A 21,354-nucleotide genomic window follows, 5' to 3' on the forward strand; every position below is an offset into this window, starting at 1 on the left:
TTGCCCAATCAGGGCAGCCGCGACTTAGCTGAATATACGACCAAAAATATTACGGAGTATAGGCTTAGCTTTGCCGTCTTCGGCGTCTTTCGCCGCTGGGGCCTCCGTAGTTACCTCAACCGGCAGTTCTTGCAACGCCCCCGGCGTGCCCGGGCGGGCGACCGGCCGGATGGCGCCAAGACCAGTGCGCTGCACCCGTTGCCGGGCCGGCTCCGCCCCTTGCCTTCCGGTATCCGCGGGCGCATCTGCCACCTCAAACGCCGTGGCAGGGCGCGGCCGCTGCGGGCTTTCCTCGCGGATTTGTTCGGCCAGCCACATCAGCTGCGTCAGGCCACGTTCGCCGGTTTCGGCGCTGCCTTTGGCCCCGTAAAGCGCAAGACCAACCATGTGACCATTGATCACCATCATGCCGCGCCAGTGCTTGGGATCGCTTTCCACCGACAAGGGCGCCGGATCCATCACCTGAACCACCGTCAGCCCATCGCCATGCAACCGACGCAGCACTTGCCGATCCCCCAAACCGGCGGAAACCTCTGCCGCGCTGGGTTCAGGGGCCGTGCTGTCCCGTTCAACAGCTGAAATGGTCATGACAACCGGCGGCACCTGATAGCCACTGACAAAACCCGTCAGCCGCTCGCAGGACGCCACAAGCGCGAATCCACCATCCCGGCGGCTTTTCAGACTGTCTTTCTGGATGCAGTAGCCCTGCGGCGGCACGACGATCACCTCGCCCCCGGCCAGGGCCGCGCGGGTCATCACATTGTCTTGCCGGGTGACCGCGCCATCCCCCAGGGACAGACAGCCCGACAATACTGTGGAGAAGGCGAAAAACACCGCCAAACGCAGCCCGTTGCGTGACCTCATTTTGCCTGTGCCACCATGTCGTTAACCCCCTTGCAGCGCGGTAAACCCGCACCTTTTGCGCCCTCACAAACAGCAGCTCCGTGACAACGCGGTTAAGCGTTAGCCGATGCCTGCCCGCGACCTCAAGCCGCTTTTCCATGCTCTGCCCTGTTGTCCCGGACACTGTGGCGTTAGGGTCATCTTAAGGAGATTTTGCGCAGATGAACCGCCCCGGCAGATCGCCCATCCGGGCCTATAGGGCCCATGCCAAATTTATCGCCCCCGCAGGTGATAGCGCAGCAGCATGGCGGCTGATCCCCGGGCTGGTCATGGCGGCGGCGCTGTATTTGCTGATGCTCTGGGCAATGCAAAACCTGCTGCAGATCCTACTCACCCCTGACCAATTCAACGCCTTCACCCTTTCGGTGCAAAACGGCTCCACCGCGATGGGGGTGCTTTACCTGCTATTCAGCTTTGGGTTTCTGGGTCTCGCCATCGCCATTGTCACGGCACAGATGCATCAACGCGCGCCTTTGACCCTGATCGGGCCGCCAAAGGCAGCACTGCGGCAGGGGATTGCCGTCCTAATCGGATTGATTCTGTTAAGCCTTGTGATCTGGATCCTGCCCCCCAGTGAGGTTTTGGCCCCAATCACAGACAGCAAGCCCATTGGTCGCTGGCTCATGCTGCTGCCGGTCGCATTACTGGGGATCTTGATCCAAACCAGCACGGAGGAGCTGATTTTCCGCGGCTATCTGCAACAACAGCTTGCCGTCCGGTTTGACACTCCGCTGATCTGGATGGGCCTGCCTGCCCTGCTGTTTGGCCTGCTACATTACCGCCCCGAAGCCGGTGACAGCGCCTGGCTGCTGATCCTCTGGGCAGCGCTGTTTTCGCTGATCGCGGCTGATCTCACCGCGCGGGCCGGCACCCTAGGCCCGGCAATTGCGCTGCATTTTCTGTCAAATGCCATCGCGATCCTGTTTGTCGCGCAGGATCCGGCGCTTTCGGGGCTGGCGCTTTACAGCGCGCCGATGGATCTGGCGGATCCAGTTGCGCTGCGGCAGGCGCTGACGCTGGATATCGCGCTTTTGGGACTTGGTTGGTTGACGGCGCGGCTGGTTCTGCGACGGTGAACCCATGACAGCCTATCACCCTCACCACGGCTACAGCGCAGCCGCGCGCCTGACCCCTGACCTGCCCCGGCTGGCCCTTGGCTTCGTCCTGATTGAGGTGGGCTATAAACTGGGCCTGAACCTGCTGGATGCTGTGCTGGTCAGTGCCCCGGACAGTTTTGTGGACAGCTACTATAGCGGCACCACACGCAGTGGGTTGCTGCTGCAGCTGTTTGCCTTTTCGCTGCTGATCCTCTCGGTCATCACCGTGACCCGCAAACTGCATTTTCGCAGCGCCGTCAGCCTGATCGGCCCGCCAAATCAAGCCTGGAAGGACCTGCGACAGGTGACATTGGCCTGCCTCGGGGGTTTTCTGCTGATCGAGCTGTTGCCGCCCTACTATTCCTACGCGGGCGGCGTGTGGAACATGCCGTTGGCCTGGCTGACAACTTTGCCGCTGGCCATGATCGCCCTGCTGATTCAAACCGGCGCTGAGGAGCTGCTATATCGTGGCTACCTGCAGCAGCAACTGGCGGCCCGGTTCCGCGCCGCATGGGTCTGGATGCTTGTCCCCAACCTGTTGTTCGCCGCCGCCCATTGGCAGCCCCATGCGGCCAGCAATGAGGCATGGGAATATGTGGCCTGGGCCTTTTTCTTTGGCCTCGCGGCCTCGGATCTAACCGCGCGCAGCGGCACGCTTGGGGCGGCTGTTGGCTTTCATCTGGCCAACAACGCCTTTGCCTTCCTGTTCTTTGGCGAAATGGGCAGCGCGGATTCAGGCCTTGCCCTGATGCTGTTCCCCGCGCCCGAAGCAACGGGCGACTCACTGCTGCCGCCATCCGCCCAAGAGGCCGTTTTCCCCTCTGCCCAACTGATCACTGAACTGCTGGCGATGCTGATAATCTGGCTTTCCGCCCGAATTGCCATCAGGCGCTGATTGCATTTCCGTTACGTCGGGCTTATTTGACTAGCTCACGAACGCAGCAAGCAGGGCAATCGCTCATGAACTGGATCACCAATTATGTCCGTCCGCGGATCAACTCGATCTTCTCGCGCCGTGAGGTGCCTGAAAATCTGTGGACGAAATGTGGCGAATGCGGAACCATGCTGTTCCATCGTGAACTGGCCGACAATCTAAATGTCTGCACCAACTGTGATCACCACATGGCGATCACCCCCCGCGCCCGGTTTGAGAACCTGTTTGATGGCGGCATCTTCACCGAAGTTGAGGTGCCAACGCCGATCACCGATCCGCTACAATTCCGCGATCAGAAAAAATACCCTGAGCGGATGAAAGCCGCGCAGAAGAAAACCGGTGAGAAAGAGGCCATGCTGGTCGCCACCGGCGAAATGGGCCGCACCCCGATTGTGGCCGCCTGTCAGGACTTCTCGTTCATGGGTGGCTCCATGGGCATGTATGTTGGCAACGCCATCATCGCCGCCGCTGAAAAAGCGGTTGAGCTGAAGCGCCCGCTGATCCTGTTCTCGGCCGCTGGCGGCGCCCGCATGCAAGAAGGCATCCTGTCGCTGATGCAGATGCCACGCACCACCGTGGCCGTGCAGATGCTGAAAGAGGCAAACCTGCCCTACATCGTTGTGCTGACCCACCCCACCACCGGTGGCGTGACCGCGTCTTACGCCATGCTGGGTGATGTGCAGATTTCTGAGCCCAATGCGCTGATCTGCTTTGCCGGCCCGCGTGTGATCGAACAGACCATCCGCGAAAAACTGCCCGAAGGCTTCCAGCGCGCCGAATACCTGCTGGACCACGGCATGCTGGACCGCGTGACCAAACGCACCGAAATGCGCGATGAGCTGATCACCATCACCCGCATGCTGCTGGGCCTGTCGCCTGCGATCAAAGGCGACCTGCCGGCCCCGGCACCTGCCGCCGCCAGCGAAGACAAACCCGAAGAGAGCCTGTCAGAGGCCCTCGGCGGCGCTGAGACTAACGCAAAATGAAGCAGGGTTCCGACGCCGTGCTTGCACGGATGATGGCGCTGCATCCCAAAATCATCGATCTGACGCTGGACCGGGTCTGGCGTCTGCTCGACGCTTTGGACAATCCCCAAAACGCCCTGCCGCCTGTGATCCATATCGCGGGCACCAATGGTAAGGGCTCGACCCAGGCGATGATCCGCGCCGGGTTTGAGGCGGCGGGCAACGCGGTCCATGCCTATACCTCGCCCCATCTGGCCCGGTTCCATGAGCGGATCCGTCTGGCCGGGGATCTGATCTCTGAGGCGCATCTGACCGAGATTCTGGATGAGTGCTACGCCAAGAACGATGGCGGCAACATCACCTATTTCGAAATCACCACCTGCGCCGGCCTTCTGGCCTTTGCCCGTACGCCCGCAGATTACACCCTGCTGGAGGTGGGCCTGGGCGGGCGGCTGGACGCGACCAATGTGATCGACCAGCCCGAACTGACCATCATCACCCCGATCTCCATCGATCATGAACAGTTCCTTGGCAACACGCTGACCAAGATCGCTGGTGAAAAGGCTGGCATCATCAAACGCGGCGTTCCTTGTGTTGTTGGTCCGCAGCCGGATGAGGCCATGGATGTGATCGAAGCCACTGCCGCCCGTCTGGGCGCGCCGCTGATCGCCTATGGCCAGCATTGGCACGTCTGGGAAGAGCGTGGCCGCCTGATCTATCAGGATGAACGTGGCCTGCAGGACCTGCCGCTGCCAAACCTGCCGGGCGCCCATCAGATCCAGAACGCCGGTGCCGCCATCGCCTCCCTGCGCCATCTGGGCAAGGATGACAGTGCCGCCGAGGCCGCCGTGACGCAGGCCTTCTGGCCCGCCCGCATGCAACGCCTTGCCGAGGGGCCGCTGGTAGAAGCCGCCCCTGAGGCCGAGCTTTGGCTTGATGGTGGCCACAACCCCGCTGCCGGTCAGGCCATTGGCACCCATCTGGCCAGCCTGCCGAAACGTCCAACCCACCTGATCTGCGGCATGCTCAACACCAAAGATATCTCGGGCTATCTGACCCCGATGATGCCCCATGTTGCCAGCCTGACCGCCGTGTCGATCCCGGATGAGCAAAACACCCTGCCCGCAGACGAGACCGCGCGTATGGCGCGCGAGGTCGGTATGCAGGCCTCAGAGGCCGACGATGTGCAAAGCGCACTGGCGGCGATTGTGGCGGAGGAGCCCAACGCACGGGTGCTGATCTGCGGTTCGCTTTACCTGGCAGGCGCGATTTTACGTGAAAACGGCTAACGAATCGCTCTGTTGACTGATTCGCACCGATTCGCTTAAGGTCGAATCACCGAATTCGAGGGCGGTGATCCACCGCGTGATCCCGGGGGGGACACGTTCGACGGGTTGCACAGGCAAGATGCGCTGGCACCGAAGGCCAGACCGAAGACGTCAGGCAGGGCAAGAAAGAGGGGTCGGGGCAACGGCCCCCTTTTTTGTTTCCGCCCCGCCTGTTACCGCTGTTCCCATGATCGATGTTTTACTTCAGACCCTGCCCTTCTTCCTGCTGATTGCCGTGGGCTACGGCGCGGGCCGCACAGGATTTTTCCCGGAAGAGGCCACCGCCTGGCTCACCCGTTTTGTGTTTTACTTCGCCCTGTCGGCGATGCTGTTCCGCTTTTCCGCCAACCTGACCCTGGCTGAGGTTTTCGATCTGCCCTTTGTCTGGGCCTATCTCACGGGCACGATGGCGGTCTATCTGCTAGCCACTGGCGTCGCATTGTTGCGCGGGCGCGGCGTCGAAGAGGCCGCGGTTGAAGCCCAATGCGGCGTTGTCGGCAACGTGGGTTTCCTGGGCGTGCCAATGCTGGTCATGCTTTTGGGTGAGGCCGCGATTGGCCCGGTGATGCTGGTTCTGGCCTGCGACCTGATCGTCTTTGGCAGCCTGATCGTCATCGTCATCACCGCCCGCCGCGATGGCCGCCTGTCCCCTGGCGTCTTGCTTAGCGTCGGCATGGGATTGCTGAAAAACCCGATGATTGTCTCCATCAGCTTGGGGCTTTTGTGGTCCGCCTCCACCTGGCAATTGCCCGGGCCGATCAATGATTTCCTGGCAATTTTGGGCGCCGCCGCCACCCCCGGCGCGCTCTTTGCGATCGGCGCCTCACTGGCCAGCAAATCCGCCGAGCGTCTGGCCGTGGCGGCATGGCTCAGCTTTGCCAAACTGGTACTGCACCCCGCCGCCGTTGCCGCGACGGCCTATTTTGTCTTCTCGGTGGAGGCCTACTCAGCCGGCGTTATGATCGCCGCCGCTGCCCTGCCGGTGGCAGGCAATGTGTTTATCCTGGCGCAGCATTATGGCGTGGCACCGCAACGGGTTTCGGCCACGATCCTGATCTCAACCGCGCTCAGCATCCTCACGGTTTCGGCGATCATCGCTGGGCTTTGACAGGGGCACCCCTGTCAGAAGATCCTGCAGCGGTGTGAATGTGACAGAAAGGATCCGGGCCTGCGCCCGCGTCCCTTCTGCCGTGCGCCCCGCCCAGCCCTGCAATCGCTGATCCGCGGCCCAAAGGTTAAAAAACAGATAGCTCGGCACCGCGGGTATCGCTGAGGTTTCCGCCCGAACCTCATGCACCAGCCGCCCCTCAACAAACCAGCGCAGCCTGTCGGGATGCCATTCAAAAGCATAAAGCCTCGGACCATCTGCGGCATCGAACCCCAGCGGCACCACATGGCTGTTCAGCACACCATCCACCCACCACGAGAGGTGTAGCTTGCGGGTGTCGCGACCAAGAAATTCGATGTCAATTTCATCATGACGGGTGCCATAATAGGGACCTGTGTAAGTGAAAAACCCGGTCACCACCCCAGCGCCGCGCGCCGGCTGCATTAAGGCCTCATAGCGACCAAAGTGAGTTGTAACCGTTCGCCTGAGCGATCCGCCCGTGAACCCGTTGTCTTGGTATTTTTGCGGTCTAAGCGAGAGCGTTGCACCCGCTGAAATCCGGACGTTCCTGCGTTTCCAATCGGTGTCAAAGTCCGGATGCGAAAACTGATAATCGGCGACATGCCAATCGCGCCTGTTGGGTGGGTCAAAGCGCTCGGTAAAGCCTTCGCCCCTCAAACCACCGCCTCCTTGCACGTGCAACTCTGGTGTGGCCAGCGAGCTTGATCCCGACGCCTCCTGCTCTCGGCCCGGATCAAAAGGCAAGCGCGCCCCGAGACAAGCGTCACACAGGTATGGCTGTTGTAGCCCATCAGCGTTTGCCACCGCTTCATCCGTCTGCACTGCACGCATATCCAGCGCAGGCGTCGGATTGGCAAGGGACACACCCAAAGCCAACGCCAGAAGCCAGAACCTTGGCCATTTGATCGACCCCATGTCTCTGCCCCGTCAAGGTTAACATTTGTTAACACTAACGGTGTGACGAGACAGTTTTCGGCAAATTTTCTGAAGTTATGGTTAATGGCTTGGCCTCGCGCCACCGGGCCCTTTACCAACGCAGGCACCCCAAGTTTTAGATAAGGAGCTTAGCGCACACAGGTCTTTGCCCAGATCTCAACCCGGCGATTTTCCACCGCGGTTGTTGCAAATCCGGCGAGCGGTTGCGCCTCCCCGACACCCAGCACCTCCTGCACCCGTGTGGGATCGTCCAACCGTGCCTTCAACACCTCAGCCACTTGCGTGGCACGTTGCAAAGACAGGGCCTCATTCACCGAAGCACCACCGACGCTATCAGAATGTCCGATCAACCTGAGGCAGGTCTGGCGCATGAATGAAATGTTCAGAACCTCAGACAGTTGCACGATCTGAGCCTGCGCCGCCGCATCCAGACGGCTTCCGCCCGCAGGGAAGAACACATGCGATTCCCGCATGCGCGCCTCAACACCGGCGCTAGCGCCAGCGCCGACTGTTTCACGCGCCGGGCAACCTTCGGCAATCAACTGATATTGTTCAAATATCTGCTCACACACCGCTTGCGCCGGCTGCGACGATACCGGATTTCCCCAAAACAACAACAACGACATGGGCCATACGACCCACCAAAATCTTCGATCTAATGCAAAACGGTTCATAGCGACCTCCAGCGCCAAAGCTAACAGGGCGATGCTAATAAAAGGTGAATAGATCGTAGAGATTGCGTCGCCGGGCGCGCTGCCAAACACCATCCGAATCAAACGAAAAAATCGCGCGTCCATTAACTGATTGTTGTGATTCTTCACGCAACGGTGGTGCCATCGTCGGCTCTGCGGGGCCTGCAGGAGGCTTCGGACATGCAGGACATCAAAACATCACGTCACACCTGGATCGACGGGCTACGCCTGTGCGCCGGTGTGTCGATGGTGGGTCTGCATGCCACGTCAAATTCTGCCGGGCTCCCCTTCCCGGAGGCCGCAGCGGCGGAGCGGATTGCCCCAATGCTGCTGCGCGCCGTTCTATATACCGCCCGGACAGAGCTGTTTTTGCTGATCTCGGTGTTCCTCTTACTGCTATCGCTGGATCGGCGACCGCGCGGTTATCGGGCCACAATCGCGCAACAAGCCCGCCGGCTGCTGCCCCCGTTTGTCTTTTGGACACTGTTCTACGCCCTTTATAACCTATTGAAAGCTGGCGCTTTTAATTACCATCCGCAGGCACTGGACCAGCTGACAGATCCCGTGGCATGGGCAGGTTTCCTGCTCTTGGGAGATGTGAAATATCACATGCATTTCATCCCTACGCTGATTGGTCTCCTGCTTCTCTATCCGCTGTTTTTGGCCGCCGTAACCCGCCCTTGGATGGGAATTCTGGTCATCTTGGGACTGCTTGCGAAATGGCATTTGGACGCTTGGGCCTACAGAACGCTTTGGGACAGTCCCAGCCTGCCCTATGTGCTGCGAGTGATTAAGATACTGAGCTACAGCGGCTATGGGTTTGCGGCTGCCGCCCTCGCTGGCCTTTGGCTGCGACACGGGTCAAAGCTGGCCATGCGTACCCTATGGCCACTTCTCGCGATCTGCGCCGTTTTCGCGCTGGTCCTGATGTGGCTGAAGCTGCAAACAATGGCGATCGTCATTCAGACCGGTGCCTGGGCCTACGGAAATGAACCGGGCTATTGGGCGGACTTTCTGATGCCATTGGTCTTGATGAGCCTCGCCATGCTTCTGTGTGGTCTCAATTGGCCTGAGAAGCTCGCGGTCTGGGCGCCCTATTCATTTGGCATTTACCTGTGCCACCCCATTTTTCTCGATCTCGCCGAAATCTTCATTCCAGCGGGTTGGTCGCCAAATCTGAACATTGCAACGAAGATTGCCTTTGCCCTGCCAATGACCATTTGCCTGATCCGCACAATAGCCTGTAGCCAACATCTCGGCTGGACCATTGGGCTGGGTCAATTGCCCCAAGTCACATTGCCAAAGCGGCGGTCGCTGCGCCCCTGAAAGGAGAACTCCATGCTCATCAACACCGAAACTACGGTCGCATCTCGATCCTGCGTGCCAGTTCTTATCGGCTGACGTCATCGGATCTTGGGCCGCTGCTTATGGCTCGGGAACAAATGATGAACGATGGCAGTGCGGCCACGATTGTTGACCTCGCCAAAGTTCGGCGGGTCACCTATGCCGGTTTAGGGGCACTGGTTGAATTTACTGCGCAGTTCAAGCTTGGCCAGCCACTGGCCTTCTGCAATGCCACTCCTGCGGTGGACCGGTTCATTCGCCAAAGCCCCGCCGAGCAGCTGTTGCCCTACTATGAAACCATTGAAGACGCATTGGATACCGTCGATTTCCGCCGCTGCCAGCTGGCCGGCACTAAGGCGCTGTTGCTTTGCGCCGGCAAAGGCACCCGCATGGCCCCGCTCAGCGACGACACGCCTAAACCGATGCTAGAATTGTTCGGCAAGCCGATCCTGTCGCATCTGCTGCAGCATTTGGCCCGCTTCGGCATTCAGGACGTGATGCTAAACCCCGGTCATCTTGGCGATCAAATCCTGCAGAACTTACCGCGATCCACATCACACAGATTGCAGTTTTATAACGAAGGGCAGCAGACGCCACAGGGCTGGCAGGCCAATGCCATCGGATCCGCCAGCACACTTGCCCGTTTGCAGCACCGCCACAATGCCATCGAAGACGATGTGTTTGTGCTCTGTGGCGATGCGCTGACCGATATCGATCTGGCAGACATGATGCGGCAACACAAATCCAGCGGCGCAGAGGTCACGATCGCCGCGCGCCAGGTGCCACATGCGGAATGTTCAAAATACGGGATCCTGCAGATCGATCGCAGCGGGCGCATCCGCGCATTTCAGGAAAAACCACGCCCGCAAGAGGCAAAATCGACCCTTGCCAGCACCGGTATCTACATCATTAACCCGCGCGCCCTGGTCGGCCAGGGAAATGCAGAGGGTCTTGATATTGCAGCAGACCTCCTTCCCGCGATTATGAAACGTGGCGGCCATCTGCACAGCTATGTTGCAGATTTCGAATGGGTCGACATGGGCAACCCGAAGGACTACGCGCAAGCCCATTTTATGGCGCTCCGTGGCGAGGTGAAAACGCTGTCGCCCTCGGGAGAACAGAAACGCCCCGGAATTTGGATCGCGCCGGGGGCCCGCGTGTCACGCCGCGCCAAACTTACACCGCCCTGTTATGTCGGCCCCGGGGCAACCTTGGCCGCTGGGGTCGAACTGCAAGGCCCCTGCGTCATCGGTGCCGGCAGCCGGCTAAGCGGGCCGTGCCTGATTTCAAACAGCATTATCCAACCCCGCACCTGGGTCAAACCCAGCGCCTGGGTTACGGGGCAAATCACTTCAGCCCATTGGTCGGTAGACCACCAACACGCGACGGGACAAAAACCGCGACCCTCTTTCGCGCGCTTGGATCAAGTCTGTGCCGTCGATCACAACATCCCCGCGCTACAGCAGCCAAATATGTCAGAGGTTTCGGCATGAAATACCTGAGTCTGCTGTTACTTCTAATGCTACCCAGCCCAACCTGGGCTGAAGATCGCTTTTGGATCTTATGGGAACGCTATCGCCATGTCGGCCGGGACTGCCCGAACGGGGCCGGCTGCATCGTCAAACGCGAGTTTGCCAGCCGCCCGCTAACGCCGGAATACCCCGCCAATATCTACCGCATGTTCGGCGTCATGGATCCCCGGAGCAGTGCACTGCCGGTCGAGGCCGATCACCCCGATGCCCCTGCGGTCTGCACCCCACAACAGACACAACTGGCCGTTGGTTTTGACCCTCTGGAGCTGCCAAGGTCGCTAAAGATTGAGGCTCTGCGCGGGATTAAGGCGATCCATGTCGATCTGAACAACCTGAAATCCCCACCAGGATTTTCCAACAATTTTGGTTCAGAATTACACCTCGATTTCGTTGCAATGCTGACAGAGGCCGGAATCCAAGTCGTTGACAAGGACACGATCGCCACAGTCCCGGGCCAACCAACGATGAGCCTGTTTTTCTCAATGCGCGATCCGGAAGGCCACTGCCTGTATGAATATTCAGTCTTCGCCAGCCTCAGCCAAGAGGTGATGCTGGCGCGCGATATCCGTATCAAAATCTCCGCAGGTGTGTGGTCTTTTTCGACCGGCTCCACGGCCAAGGACCACCGCGGCGACGAACGCAGCGCAATCCTGCGTGTGGCCGAAGCCTTCATTCGCGATCACAGGCAGGTAAACCCCCGTTAAACCGTCCATTTTCCGGCTTTGAGGCATAACATGCGCAGCGCCTATTTTTCAAAATTTGAGTATCGAAAGCCGCCGCGTTTTCCGCCCCTATCACCGTTGCGTCAGGCCGCCTGGCACTTCTGCGCCGGACTTACCATCGGTTTCCTGGCACTGTATCTGCATTGGCGTTGGACAGCGTCACTCAATCCTGAGGCGATGACCTTCTCAGTCGCAGTCGCCACGGCCGAAACACTGTTTGCGCTCGGCACCCTATTGTTTTTCTACGATATTTGGCAGGAGGGCGATACGCCAGAAGCGCCAGCCAGTCCCGACATCAGCGAAAATACGAATGTGCAACCGAGGCCAATCACCCGGATCGATATTTTCATCACAACCTTTGACGAAGGCTGCGAGGTGGTCGCGCCAACTCTGGCCGCCGCTCAGGCTGTGTGCTGCCCAACTGATTGCGATTTACAGATCTACCTGCTGGATGACGGGGCCAGACCCTCAATGGCCAATCTGGCAGAGCGCTACGGCGCCCGCTACCTCTCTCGCACCAGCAATATCGGCTTCAAAGCGGGCAACCTGCGCAATGGGCTGTTTCATAGCAGCGGTGATTTCGTCGTAATATGTGATGCCGACACGCGGCTCTTCCCAAGATTTTTGGACAATACACTTGGCTACTTTCGCGATGCTTCGGTCGCCTGGGTACAGACGCCGCATTGGTTCTATGACCTCCCCCGCGGCCAGACAGCCATCGCAATTCTGTCGCGGTTTGCCCCGCATTGTCCTCGATGGCTGCGCAAATCGGTCTACCGCTTAACCGCCAAACATCGCTTTGCAGCCGACCCTTTTCTCAGCGATCCCACCGTATTTTTTGATGTGATCCAACGGCGCCGCAATCGCAACTACGCATCCTTTTGCTGTGGCGCCGCATCCATCCACCGCAGGGAAGCGATTTTTGAAACCGCGCTCTTGTGTCAAAGTCGCACGAACAGACAGCAGGCGCAAAATCTAAACATAAACCCGACGCAGCTACGGCATAGGTCGGGTTTGGAACCCTATCGATTTCACGTCTCAGAGGATCTCTATACGTCAATTGAACTGCATAGTGTGCAGGGTCATCCCTGGCGCTCCGTCTACCATCCGCAGCCAGAGGCAAAAATGCTCTCCCCGCAAAGTGCCAAGGCCTTTTGCACCCAGCGTCTAAAATACGCCGGCGGCAGCATCGATCTGATCCTGCGCCGCAATCCGATTTTCCGCCGCGGTATGCATTGGCGACATCGACTGCATTACGCGGCCACATTCTATGCCCACCTGTCCGTGTTTTGGACGCCACTGCTCCTCATGGCCCCTGCCTTTTCTCTGATGACGGGCCAAGCGCCGGTCCAAGCCTATTCCGCCAGCTTTTTTCTGCATTTTTTGCCAATGGTTTTTGCCAATGAACTGGCCATGATCCTCTCTAGTAAGGGCCATAGCCTCACCAAGGGCCGCTGTTTGTCCGTCGCAACCTTGCCATTGCAGCTTAAGGCATTCTGGCAGGTGGCCAGGGGACATCGGCCTCAGTTTCCACCAACCCCCAAGACCCTATCCAGGGCCGAAGACATGCGTTTTCTTCGACCAAACCTGATGCTTGCCCTAGCCTTATTTCTGATCGCCCTCATTGGCATTTGGCAATTTCTGATGGGGCGTCCGAACTTTAGCCTGTCACTTCTGGTGGTGAACTTGTTTTGGCTCACCTGGAATTGCACCCTTCTACTCCAGCTCCCATTTGCCACTTGGCTGCATGCAATAGGCAAGTCACCTACTGCTCACCACGCTCACTTGTCCCCACAAATGAAGGAAGCAAATCCATGAGCCGCGCCACAAAAAACCTTTCCAGTCTTATCTTTTGCGCAGGTCTGGCCGCAACTGCGGGATTTGCTGTTTTGTCCGACGAAGGGTTCAACTCCACGACGCACTACACAGCCTTTCCTACTGACAGCGCTCTACTAACTCTCAAACCCAGGCGCGGACTGACAGCCAAGGACCACCAGGCCGCCAGAAATGCTTGGCAGTATTTTGAACAAAACTATCGCCCGGAAACAGGGTTGGTGGATGCGGTGGCGGGCTTTCCCTCAGGAACACTTTGGGATCAGGGGTCTTACTTGCTGGCCCTCGTGGCCGCTCACAGGCTGAACCTGATCACCGAAGAGAGCTTTGGGACAAGGGCACAATCTCTTTTGAAGAGTATTAAATCAATCGAGCTCTTTGAGGAGAAGCTACCGAATAAAGTCTATAACACCCAAACGCTTGCGATGGTTGACTACCAAAACCAGCCCGTTCCTAGTGGGATTGGCTGGTCCGCACTTGATGTAGCGCGGCTGCTCTCTGCTTTCCGTATGTTGGAAGTTCACCATCCCGAATATGGTGCAGACCTGCGGGCAATATTGGCCCGATGGGATCTGACCGCCATGGCGCGCGAAGGTAGGCTTTATGGTGCTCATGTGACTGAAGCCGGAACGGAATTCTTGCAGGAAGGACGCATTGGATATGAGCAATATGGCGCTCGGGCCGCCGCGCTTTGGGGCTTGGATGTCTTAGATGCGGTGAGTGCCAAGCCGATTGTGCAATGGCGCCAAGTCGCAGGTGTTTTACTGCCCACAGATCGCCGCAGTCCTGAACAGTTCACCGCAATCACCCCAACGCTCAGCGAACCGTTTTTCTTGCAGGCGCTCGAACTCGGTCTTTCATCTGAGGGGCATCTTATGGCCAGTAAAGTCTATCTGGCGCAGGAAAACCGATTTCGTGATGACGGCATTCCAACAATGGTGTCAGAATCCCATATCGATCAACCGCCTCATTTTCTCTACATGTCGATCTTCAGCAATGGGGAAGACTGGGCCGTGGTGGACGAGCACGGCGGAATGCACCCGGATCTGCGTAGCATAAGCTTGAAAGCCACGTTCGCCTGGGACGCGATTTTTGAAACTGAATACACACAAATGATTCGACAGCAATTGGCCGACCTTGCCCATCCCGCGGGTTGGGCCTCGGGCAAATACGAAATAGATCTGCGCCCTAATGAAATCTATACTGCCAATACAAACGCCGTGGTTTTGCAAGCGCTTTACTACAAGCAGTTTGGGCCAATGCTGACATCTATCACGCGCTAACAGGTGTGCTGGAATACACGCTTTGTCGCATCCTAGGGTCGACGCAAATCTCTTTTCCAAAAGAGAATAGCGAACACTTGGTGGTCAATCTGATGACTAATGAGTGTCCCCAGACACTTCGGGGGCCAAAATCGGCAACGCGGCAGAGGCGAAGTAGTCAGACAATAGACGGTATTCGCGCACTGTTACTGGCATCGACGGCTTAACTTCTACCTCAATCTCGGGAGTTGCAGCCTCGATTTCCATGATCTGGGGCTGGTTAATTTCCCCCCATAGGGATTCGAGCAAATCCGACTGGATCGGCGGAGAGGCAACAGTGGTCACACTCGGGGTGTAAAGGTCTTCCGGCGTGGCCAGTGCACCGTCATCTTGCAATTCCTGCTCCGCCAGCTCCAACACAGCCACTGCTGTGCGCAGGTCAAGACCCAATTGCTCCACCAGATAGGTCAGTTTTTCTGTGGTGCGGTGTTCAGTTGTCTGACCGTTTTTTACCTCAGCCATTGATTGAGAGGGAAGGGAAACAATCTCTTCTACAACAGGCTGAGTGATCTGCGGTGAGACGGGATCACGCAAAAGCTGCACCTCGTCTGTCAAGTCAAGCAACAGCTGCTCCAACCTGGCCACCTCATCGGAGGTGGAGGCGATTTCCTCCCCCCCTGCCACCTCCGGTGGGCGACGCAATGCAGTCACCATGTCCCGCAATTCCTGCAGTTGGGCATCGATGCGATCGGGTGACAACCCAGCGGGCCCAGGCGCAGCTGGTTGCGTAATGGCAATGACTTGTGGCTGCGGCGTCGGCGATTGCCAGTTTGTCGTCTGCACCCGTCCCTGGCTGGGAGTATTGGTCCGAGAATTCGGTACCGGCCAACCACGCGGCAAAACCGCATAATCCTGACGGGCAGCAACCCAGCGCAGGTAAGCAGTCGTGGCAACAAAACCCCGTAGCGAATGACGACTAACCTCTTCACCGCCCCGACGGACGATCAACTCCACCGATGAGGCCAGCAAGTTTTCCATTTGAAGGTCAAGAGGTTGTAGCACCCGTTCGGGGATCTGGATCTCACTCACGCCTTCTGACAGATAGAAACCGTCGCCGGCGATCACCCCTTCAAGCGTCAGCTGCAACTGGCCCTGTGGCGTAAGAAAGACGGTCAGGCCTGCCTTACGACCATGGCATTCCTGAGTGCGCGATTTACACAGCACCTCGAACACATCGACATCCAACCTTGGATTAGGGGAAAACCGCGCATAACCATCTGGATCAAAACGGAAATACACACCTTCGACCAGACCTTCCTGAAAGGTTGGCCAGCCAAAGGCACCACGCAGCGATTGCCGCGCCTCACTGGCGCCAATTGCAAAGGGGATGGAGGTGTCCACGATAGCGTTTTCCGCGGTGAACTCCTCCACCCGAGCGGTTGCGGTTTGCGCCAAGCTGTGACCACCCGCGACAACATGTGAGAGCGCAACAAGCGCGAAGAGGCTTAACTGTTTCATCAAAAATCCGCCTTTTCCTGGATAGAGTGACGCAATGCCGGCAGCCAATCCCGCTTTTGCGGCGGGTCGGGGTAATTTCGCCGCAACCGAATGTCCTGATCCCGGTATGCGGTGTACCAAACCTCAGTCTCACCGCGATACGGGGTCAGAATTGTGCCCTGAACCTTATGCAGCAGCGCTGTCAGAATGATCCCGTTGTTGTTGGCGGTGAAGATCGCAACGCGGCCCTGGCCCCGTTCATATAGCCCTTCGTACATGCCGTTTTCAGGATCATAGAGTTCGATCATCGCCTCAAAGAGGACATCGGTGTAATCACTGTCCCAAAGCGCCCAGAGGCCCAGTGCCGCTTTGGCTGAAACGGCCGCATGATCGGGCACATAATCCCCCCGTGGCGTGACCGTATTCCAGGGATAGCCGTCGGAGAAAATCGTATCGTAGGTGAAATAGGGGGGGCCTTTGACGTTATGTTCTGACCGCGCGGTCATAAAGCCGGTGCGCCGCCAGCGGTTTTCCTGCACCTGATATATCCGATCCGCGAATTCCGCTCGCCAACCATCGCTGTGTAGCCAATCCGGCGTGACATCATCATGGGGCAGATCAAATCCCAGCTCCATCCCGTCCTGCAGGTAAGACTCGGTCACTACATAGTTTTGGGAATGAAACACCCGAGGGTCGCGGCCATCATAGGGCACCTGAACGCCGAAAATGGAGGCGGTCAGGAACGGTTCCGCCCGGTGGGCCAGCAGCGGGCGAAATCCCCAGAGGGCAAAACCTTTGGCTGCATATTCCTCATAGCCCAGCCGGCCCTCTTGCGCGTACACCGTCTCCCCGGTTTCTTTGTCGACATAGGTGCCGAACATCAGCCCCTCATCGTCGATGACATTGCTGAAGTCCCATTTCAGCAGCACGGAATCGATGGTGTTTGCCAAATAGGGGTAGCGGTTCTTGCAGATCCGCATCCAGACCAGGAAGCGACCGATATCAAGGGCGGAATATCCGATTTCGCCGGGCTTATTAGTATAGTCCACCTTGGCGCCGGTTTTGGTGTGATACACCTTGTTAGGTAGCTCTTTCCGGAACAACTCCAGTGACTTTATCGTGGTCAATAGTAGCGTAATCCGCTGATCAAATTCGGTTTTTTCGATGATGCACAGCTCATAGGCCGCGACCATCCCCGCGATATAGGATGCTGTGTCCCACAATGTGGTGGAGGGGTAGTTGCCAACCGAATTGGCCAGCCCGGTGTTTTCCTGCGTGAACTTTTCAAAATAGTGCCAGGCCACCTTTGCGGCACGTTTTTCCCGTTCGCTCAGGAAGCCGCGCCGGGCGCGATATTTTCGCACATAGGCGTTATGCGGCGTGTAGCCCGAAACGCGATCCAAGCCACGATCCAGCTTGTCAAAATAGTCATCCGGCATGTCACACATGCGGGGCGGCGTTTCGCGCAATGCCTCGCCTTCAACCAGGCTGAGAGTTGCACTGGGCAGGTTGCCACGCATCAGGGCAGGAATGTCATCCAGCGCACCACCGGCAATGATCGGAATAACCTCTTCTTCCTGTTGCAGGAAAATCTGCCGTGCCGTGACACCCACTGAATAGCTCGTACCGCTAAGCACCAAAATCGCAGCGCATAACACTACCCCTCCCCAGAAAGGGGATCGTCGTTTGGGGGTGTTTGGGGTGCGTGGCATCACGGCCTCCGTTGCGATTCCCTCCTATGGAACACCAAAGCCCTTAACAAATAGCGACCAAACCGCCTGTTCCTGCAGCGGCACGCATCCGGCGCCCCAACCGGCGCAAGTTTCTGCGTTGGTACAACCCAATCTTAAGAAGTGCCGGTTACACAGGGCTGAGATGGCAAGGAAACCGATCATGTCACAGACCCAAACGCCCCTAGAGCATACCGCAGAAGCCGTTGAAAAAATGGATGAAAAGGAAAGGTCCGCGCTGGTTATGCAGGATCGCAGCCTGCCGCTCTGGGCGTCGGTGCTGTCGGCCGGGTTTACCTTTGGCAGCGCGCTCTGTGTGCTTTCCCTCACCGTCTTTGCGGTGTTTTTGCATAAACTTGTCGCTATTGAAGGCATTGAAAGCCTTGCGCTGCTGTTAGGGGCCACAGCGCTGGTGCCGATCCTTGGCATGGTGTTGTTTGAAACCGGTCACGCGCGTGCCCTCGCCGGGCTGCGCCCGTTGCGCAAACGCAGCGGTGCCATGGGCCCGGCCCTGCTGGCCGTTCTAGCACTGGGTGGGCTAGCGACCCTGCATCCCCTGCTGGCACTGCCTGCGCTTGCGGGATGCATATTGGGGTGGCTTATCAGTATTCCACTGTCGCGCTGGCTGCCGCGCGATCCGGGCTGGGATATCCTGCCGGCGGAGGCGACGTCACTGCTGATAGGTCGCGACCAGCACGGTATTGACCTACTGAACGCGCCCGCCAAACCACATGCCTTTATAATGGCATTGCTGAAATCCATGCGTCTGGCGACTTTCATCAGCAGCTTTGCCCTTGCCTGTTGGCTGACCCTGCATGAGGTGCTGAGCGCCGCCGCAATCGCACCCACCGCCTTGATCAGCTACGGTATTGTTCTGGCGATCACTGACGTCTTTCTGCTGCGGTCTGAGATCGCGCCAGAGGTTGCGAAACAGGCCAGCAGCGTCACAGCCATCGCCGCGGTCGAGGGTGACACTGGGTTAGACGGCGGGTTGAAGGTTGAACATCTGAGCGTCAGCGATCGCGACGGTCATAAACTGCTGCAGGATCTGTCATTTCAACTGACAGCTGGCAGTGTTACGGGCATCACCGGCGACAGTTTCGCCGGGAAATCTTTGCTGCTAAAGGCCCTGACCGCCCCGCATGATCTGACTAATCTGGCGGTATCCGGACACGTATCGATCCACGGGCAATCGCCCTGGCATCGCAGCGGCCGGGAACGGGATGTGGATTTGATCTATCTCGGGGCACAGCCCCGGGTACTGCCGGGCAGCGGTGGCGATAACCTCTATTGTTTTAGATCTCCGGACAGCCCGAGGGGGGAGCATTTGCTAAAATCCCTCGTCCACAACAGCGATGTGGCTCAACATATTATCGCCAGCCCAGATGCAACAACTCTGTCAAACGTCGAACAGAAAGCGCTGGCCTTCGCGCGCGCCTTTTATCTGCGCCCCGCTGCCTATCTGGTTGATCGTCCCGAAGACGGATCCAGCGAATTACTGCGCGGCACCTTTTTGACCCGCCTGCGCGAGGAGCGCCGGCGTGGGGCAATTATCCTGCTGGTCACCGAAGATCGGGTACTGCTGGAAGAATGTGATCAACTGATCGTGCTGCAAAATGGACGATTGGTCGAAATGGCCTCAGCCACAGAGATACGCGATCGAGAATCCTCAGGCTGGCAACGGTTTGTGGGAAAACGCGATCTCGACAGCGAGGAGGCGCTGGACAGTTGGATCTGTGCCCAGTTCCGCCGTGATGGCGATGATGCCAACAGGCGGGCGGTCTGTATGGTCGCCAATGAAATGCTGGCGCTGGCCTGCTACGCCACAGAACCGGGTATGGGACCCGGCGCCGTGACGGGCACCTCGCCACCTGGGGACACGGTGTGTTTTGAGATTAAGCTTTTTGCCGGCCATTGCATCCTGCGGCTGCAACAGGCGCAGCCACTCTCCAGCGGCGCATTGGCGAAAGCCCAAAGCGATGCGGACAGCGATCGCGCGCTGACGCAGGCCCCGCTGGCGCGTATCCTGCGCGATAGTATGAGCGTCGAAAACACCGTCCACAATGGATCAAACTGGCTGCAGGTTGCCATTTCCATCTACGATCCACGCAAATCCAGCCCGCAAAGCACCCCCACGTCGGAGACGACAGCAGATGCCCTCAACCGCTCATAAATCTGTCACGCCGCGGCGGTTTCGGCTTGCTCCGGTGATCTGGCTGATCACCTGTTGGGCGCTCCTGACGGTTGGGGCTGTGGGCGCGTTTTTTCTATCGCAAACCCATCAGTTGAACGCCCCCATCGTGTTAAAAGGCGCACTACAGGCCGCGGAAACACCACAGGATTTGCTGCTACCGGCGCATATTCCGATGGGGGAGTTTCTGGTGCAGCAAGGCACCGAATTGACCGAGGGGACCGCGATCTTATCCTTCGATGTCAAAGCGCTGGAAGATCGCCAGAAATATCTACAAAGCGCGATCATGATCAGTTCCAGCGCGCAGGACTGTCTGCTCAACCAGGCCCGCCTGGAGGAATATGAAAATGCGGCGCGTGACCTTGAGGGCACCGTGCGGCTGGATATGCAAACCGCGCTCAGCGCCTGCCGGTTGCAGCATCAAACCATTGCGCTGGACCGGCTGGAACTGCAGCAACAGCTGCAGCAGCTGCGCCATCGGGGTCAATTGGTGCAACAGAACCTCACACACGCCCTTGCGGATGTCTCAGGCGTTGAGCGCGAATCCCTGCGCCTGCGAATGGCGCTGGTTGCGCTGCGGTTTTCGGCCGAAGAACAGGTGCTGGAACTGCAGATCGCGCGCCAGATCACCGCGCAGGACAGCGCGCTGGTTGATCAGGCCAAGGCGGTCGCGCAGGACCGCGTGACTCTGGAACAGCAACTTGCCCGGGTTGAGGCCTATCTGGCAGATCCGCATCTGCGCAGCCCCGCACCCGGACAACTGCAACGGATACGACCATTGCCACCGTCCAGCCGCTATGATGACGACATCGTCATTGCCCAATTGAGGATCATACAGGATGCCTATCACGCCCAGGCGATGATCCCTGCCGCGCGGGGCAGTGCCCTTAAGGTGGGCGACAGCGCTTTACTGCGGCTGGCGGGCCTGCCGCTGACCGCGCCCAAAGTGCCCGCCCGCCTGACGGCCATCGACACCGTGCCGGGGCAAATGTCTGAACAGGGGCAGAGCCAACTGACCCTGACCCTGCACCCTGATCAGATAGACGCGCCGCTCTGGCGTGATCAGGTGATCCGCAAGCTGGAATTGATGAACGGCCGGTCACAGGTTGAGGTGATCCTGCCGCGCACCACATTGGCCGAGGTAATCAGCCGTCAGCTGCCACCGGGTCTGGCGGATCTGTCTTGGCCAACTACCCTCGCAGCGGCCTTTGCAAAGCAAACTCCTCTCTTGCCCCTTGGGGATGTGGCGCGGTAGCCAT

General features: G+C 58.5%; 17 protein-coding genes. 12 read left to right on the forward strand and 5 right to left on the reverse strand.

Annotated features, from left to right (window positions below; genetic code table 11):
- Positions 1-24: 24 nt before the first annotated feature.
- On the reverse strand, positions 25-864 hold the full coding sequence (locus tag TL5118_RS09925) for a hypothetical protein (RefSeq protein ID WP_058242416.1): 840 nt from the start codon (positions 862-864) through the stop codon (positions 25-27).
- 200 nt (positions 865-1,064) lie between these two features.
- Here TL5118_RS09925 and TL5118_RS09930 point away from each other — a divergent pair, with 200 nt between their 5' ends.
- The 5 genes from TL5118_RS09930 to TL5118_RS09950 all read left to right on the forward strand — a co-directional run bounded on the left by TL5118_RS09930 (position 1,065) and on the right by TL5118_RS09950 (position 6,335).
- Positions 1,065-1,979, forward strand: coding sequence for a CPBP family intramembrane glutamic endopeptidase (locus TL5118_RS09930; RefSeq protein WP_058242415.1), 915 nt, complete (start codon positions 1,065-1,067; stop codon positions 1,977-1,979).
- A 4-nt stretch (positions 1,980-1,983) separates the two neighbouring features.
- Positions 1,984-2,895 carry a CPBP family intramembrane glutamic endopeptidase gene (locus tag TL5118_RS09935; RefSeq protein WP_058242414.1) on the forward strand — a complete coding sequence of 304 codons (912 nt, stop codon included), beginning with the start codon at positions 1,984-1,986 and terminating at the stop codon, positions 2,893-2,895.
- A gap of 65 nt (positions 2,896-2,960) precedes the next feature.
- Positions 2,961-3,920, forward strand: coding sequence for an acetyl-CoA carboxylase, carboxyltransferase subunit beta (gene accD / locus TL5118_RS09940; RefSeq protein ID WP_058242413.1), 960 nt, complete (start codon positions 2,961-2,963; stop codon positions 3,918-3,920).
- Complete coding sequence (locus TL5118_RS09945) at positions 3,917-5,188, forward strand: bifunctional folylpolyglutamate synthase/dihydrofolate synthase (RefSeq protein ID WP_058242412.1); 1,272 nt, start codon at positions 3,917-3,919, stop codon at positions 5,186-5,188. The genes accD and TL5118_RS09945 overlap by 4 nt, the downstream gene beginning before the upstream one ends.
- Before the next feature lie 226 nt (positions 5,189-5,414).
- The gene (locus TL5118_RS09950) at positions 5,415-6,335 is read left to right on the forward strand and encodes an AEC family transporter (protein WP_058242411.1); all 921 of its coding nucleotides are present in this window, start codon (positions 5,415-5,417) and stop codon (positions 6,333-6,335) included.
- On the opposite strand, the gene TL5118_RS20915 is transcribed toward TL5118_RS09950, so the two are convergent.
- Both TL5118_RS20915 and TL5118_RS09960 read right to left on the reverse strand, forming a co-directional pair.
- A complete protein-coding gene (locus tag TL5118_RS20915; protein ID WP_082626166.1) occupies positions 6,285-7,271 on the reverse strand; it encodes a family 16 glycosylhydrolase in 987 nt (328 codons plus the stop codon). The two genes, TL5118_RS09950 and TL5118_RS20915, sit on opposite strands and share 51 nt — an antisense overlap.
- 149 nt (positions 7,272-7,420) lie before the next feature.
- Complete coding sequence (locus TL5118_RS09960) at positions 7,421-8,113, reverse strand: OmpA family protein (RefSeq protein WP_131727434.1); 693 nt, start codon at positions 8,111-8,113, stop codon at positions 7,421-7,423.
- A gap of 51 nt (positions 8,114-8,164) precedes the next feature.
- Here TL5118_RS09960 and TL5118_RS09965 point away from each other — a divergent pair, with 51 nt between their 5' ends.
- The 5 genes from TL5118_RS09965 to TL5118_RS09985 all read left to right on the forward strand — a co-directional run bounded on the left by TL5118_RS09965 (position 8,165) and on the right by TL5118_RS09985 (position 14,698).
- On the forward strand, positions 8,165-9,310 hold the full coding sequence (locus TL5118_RS09965; RefSeq protein ID WP_058242408.1) for an acyltransferase family protein: 1,146 nt from the start codon (positions 8,165-8,167) through the stop codon (positions 9,308-9,310).
- A gap of 119 nt (positions 9,311-9,429) precedes the next feature.
- The gene (locus TL5118_RS09970) at positions 9,430-10,821 is read left to right on the forward strand and encodes a sugar phosphate nucleotidyltransferase (protein ID WP_058242407.1); all 1,392 of its coding nucleotides are present in this window, start codon (positions 9,430-9,432) and stop codon (positions 10,819-10,821) included.
- Positions 10,818-11,564, forward strand: a complete 747-nt coding sequence (locus TL5118_RS09975; RefSeq protein ID WP_058242406.1) for a hypothetical protein — start codon at positions 10,818-10,820, stop codon at positions 11,562-11,564. Before TL5118_RS09970 ends, TL5118_RS09975 begins: the two co-directional genes overlap by 4 nt.
- Before the next feature lie 30 nt (positions 11,565-11,594).
- Complete coding sequence (locus TL5118_RS09980) at positions 11,595-13,400, forward strand: glycosyltransferase (protein ID WP_082626163.1); 1,806 nt, start codon at positions 11,595-11,597, stop codon at positions 13,398-13,400.
- Positions 13,397-14,698, forward strand: coding sequence for a DUF3131 domain-containing protein (locus tag TL5118_RS09985; protein ID WP_058242404.1), 1,302 nt, complete (start codon positions 13,397-13,399; stop codon positions 14,696-14,698). The genes TL5118_RS09980 and TL5118_RS09985 overlap by 4 nt, the downstream gene beginning before the upstream one ends.
- Before the next feature lie 96 nt (positions 14,699-14,794).
- On the opposite strand, the gene TL5118_RS09990 is transcribed toward TL5118_RS09985, so the two are convergent.
- Both TL5118_RS09990 and TL5118_RS09995 read right to left on the reverse strand, forming a co-directional pair.
- Entirely contained in the window at positions 14,795-16,243 is a 1,449-nt protein-coding gene (locus TL5118_RS09990) for a hypothetical protein (protein ID WP_131727435.1), read from the reverse strand.
- Complete coding sequence (locus TL5118_RS09995; RefSeq protein WP_242601767.1) at positions 16,195-17,787, reverse strand: DUF3131 domain-containing protein; 1,593 nt, start codon at positions 17,785-17,787, stop codon at positions 16,195-16,197. Before TL5118_RS09995 ends, TL5118_RS09990 begins: the two co-directional genes overlap by 49 nt.
- 280 nt (positions 17,788-18,067) lie before the next feature.
- Between TL5118_RS09995 and TL5118_RS10000 the strand changes: the two genes are divergently transcribed.
- On the forward strand, positions 18,068-20,077 hold the full coding sequence (locus tag TL5118_RS10000) for an ATP-binding cassette domain-containing protein (RefSeq protein WP_058242401.1): 2,010 nt from the start codon (positions 18,068-18,070) through the stop codon (positions 20,075-20,077).
- Positions 20,058-21,350 carry a hypothetical protein gene (locus TL5118_RS10005; RefSeq protein WP_058242400.1) on the forward strand — a complete coding sequence of 431 codons (1,293 nt, stop codon included), beginning with the start codon at positions 20,058-20,060 and terminating at the stop codon, positions 21,348-21,350. Before TL5118_RS10000 ends, TL5118_RS10005 begins: the two co-directional genes overlap by 20 nt.
- The last annotated feature ends 4 nt before the right edge of the window (positions 21,351-21,354 follow it).

This window comes from Thalassovita autumnalis (assembly GCF_001458255.1).
Lineage (GTDB): Bacteria > Pseudomonadota > Alphaproteobacteria > Rhodobacterales > Rhodobacteraceae > Thalassobius > Thalassobius autumnalis.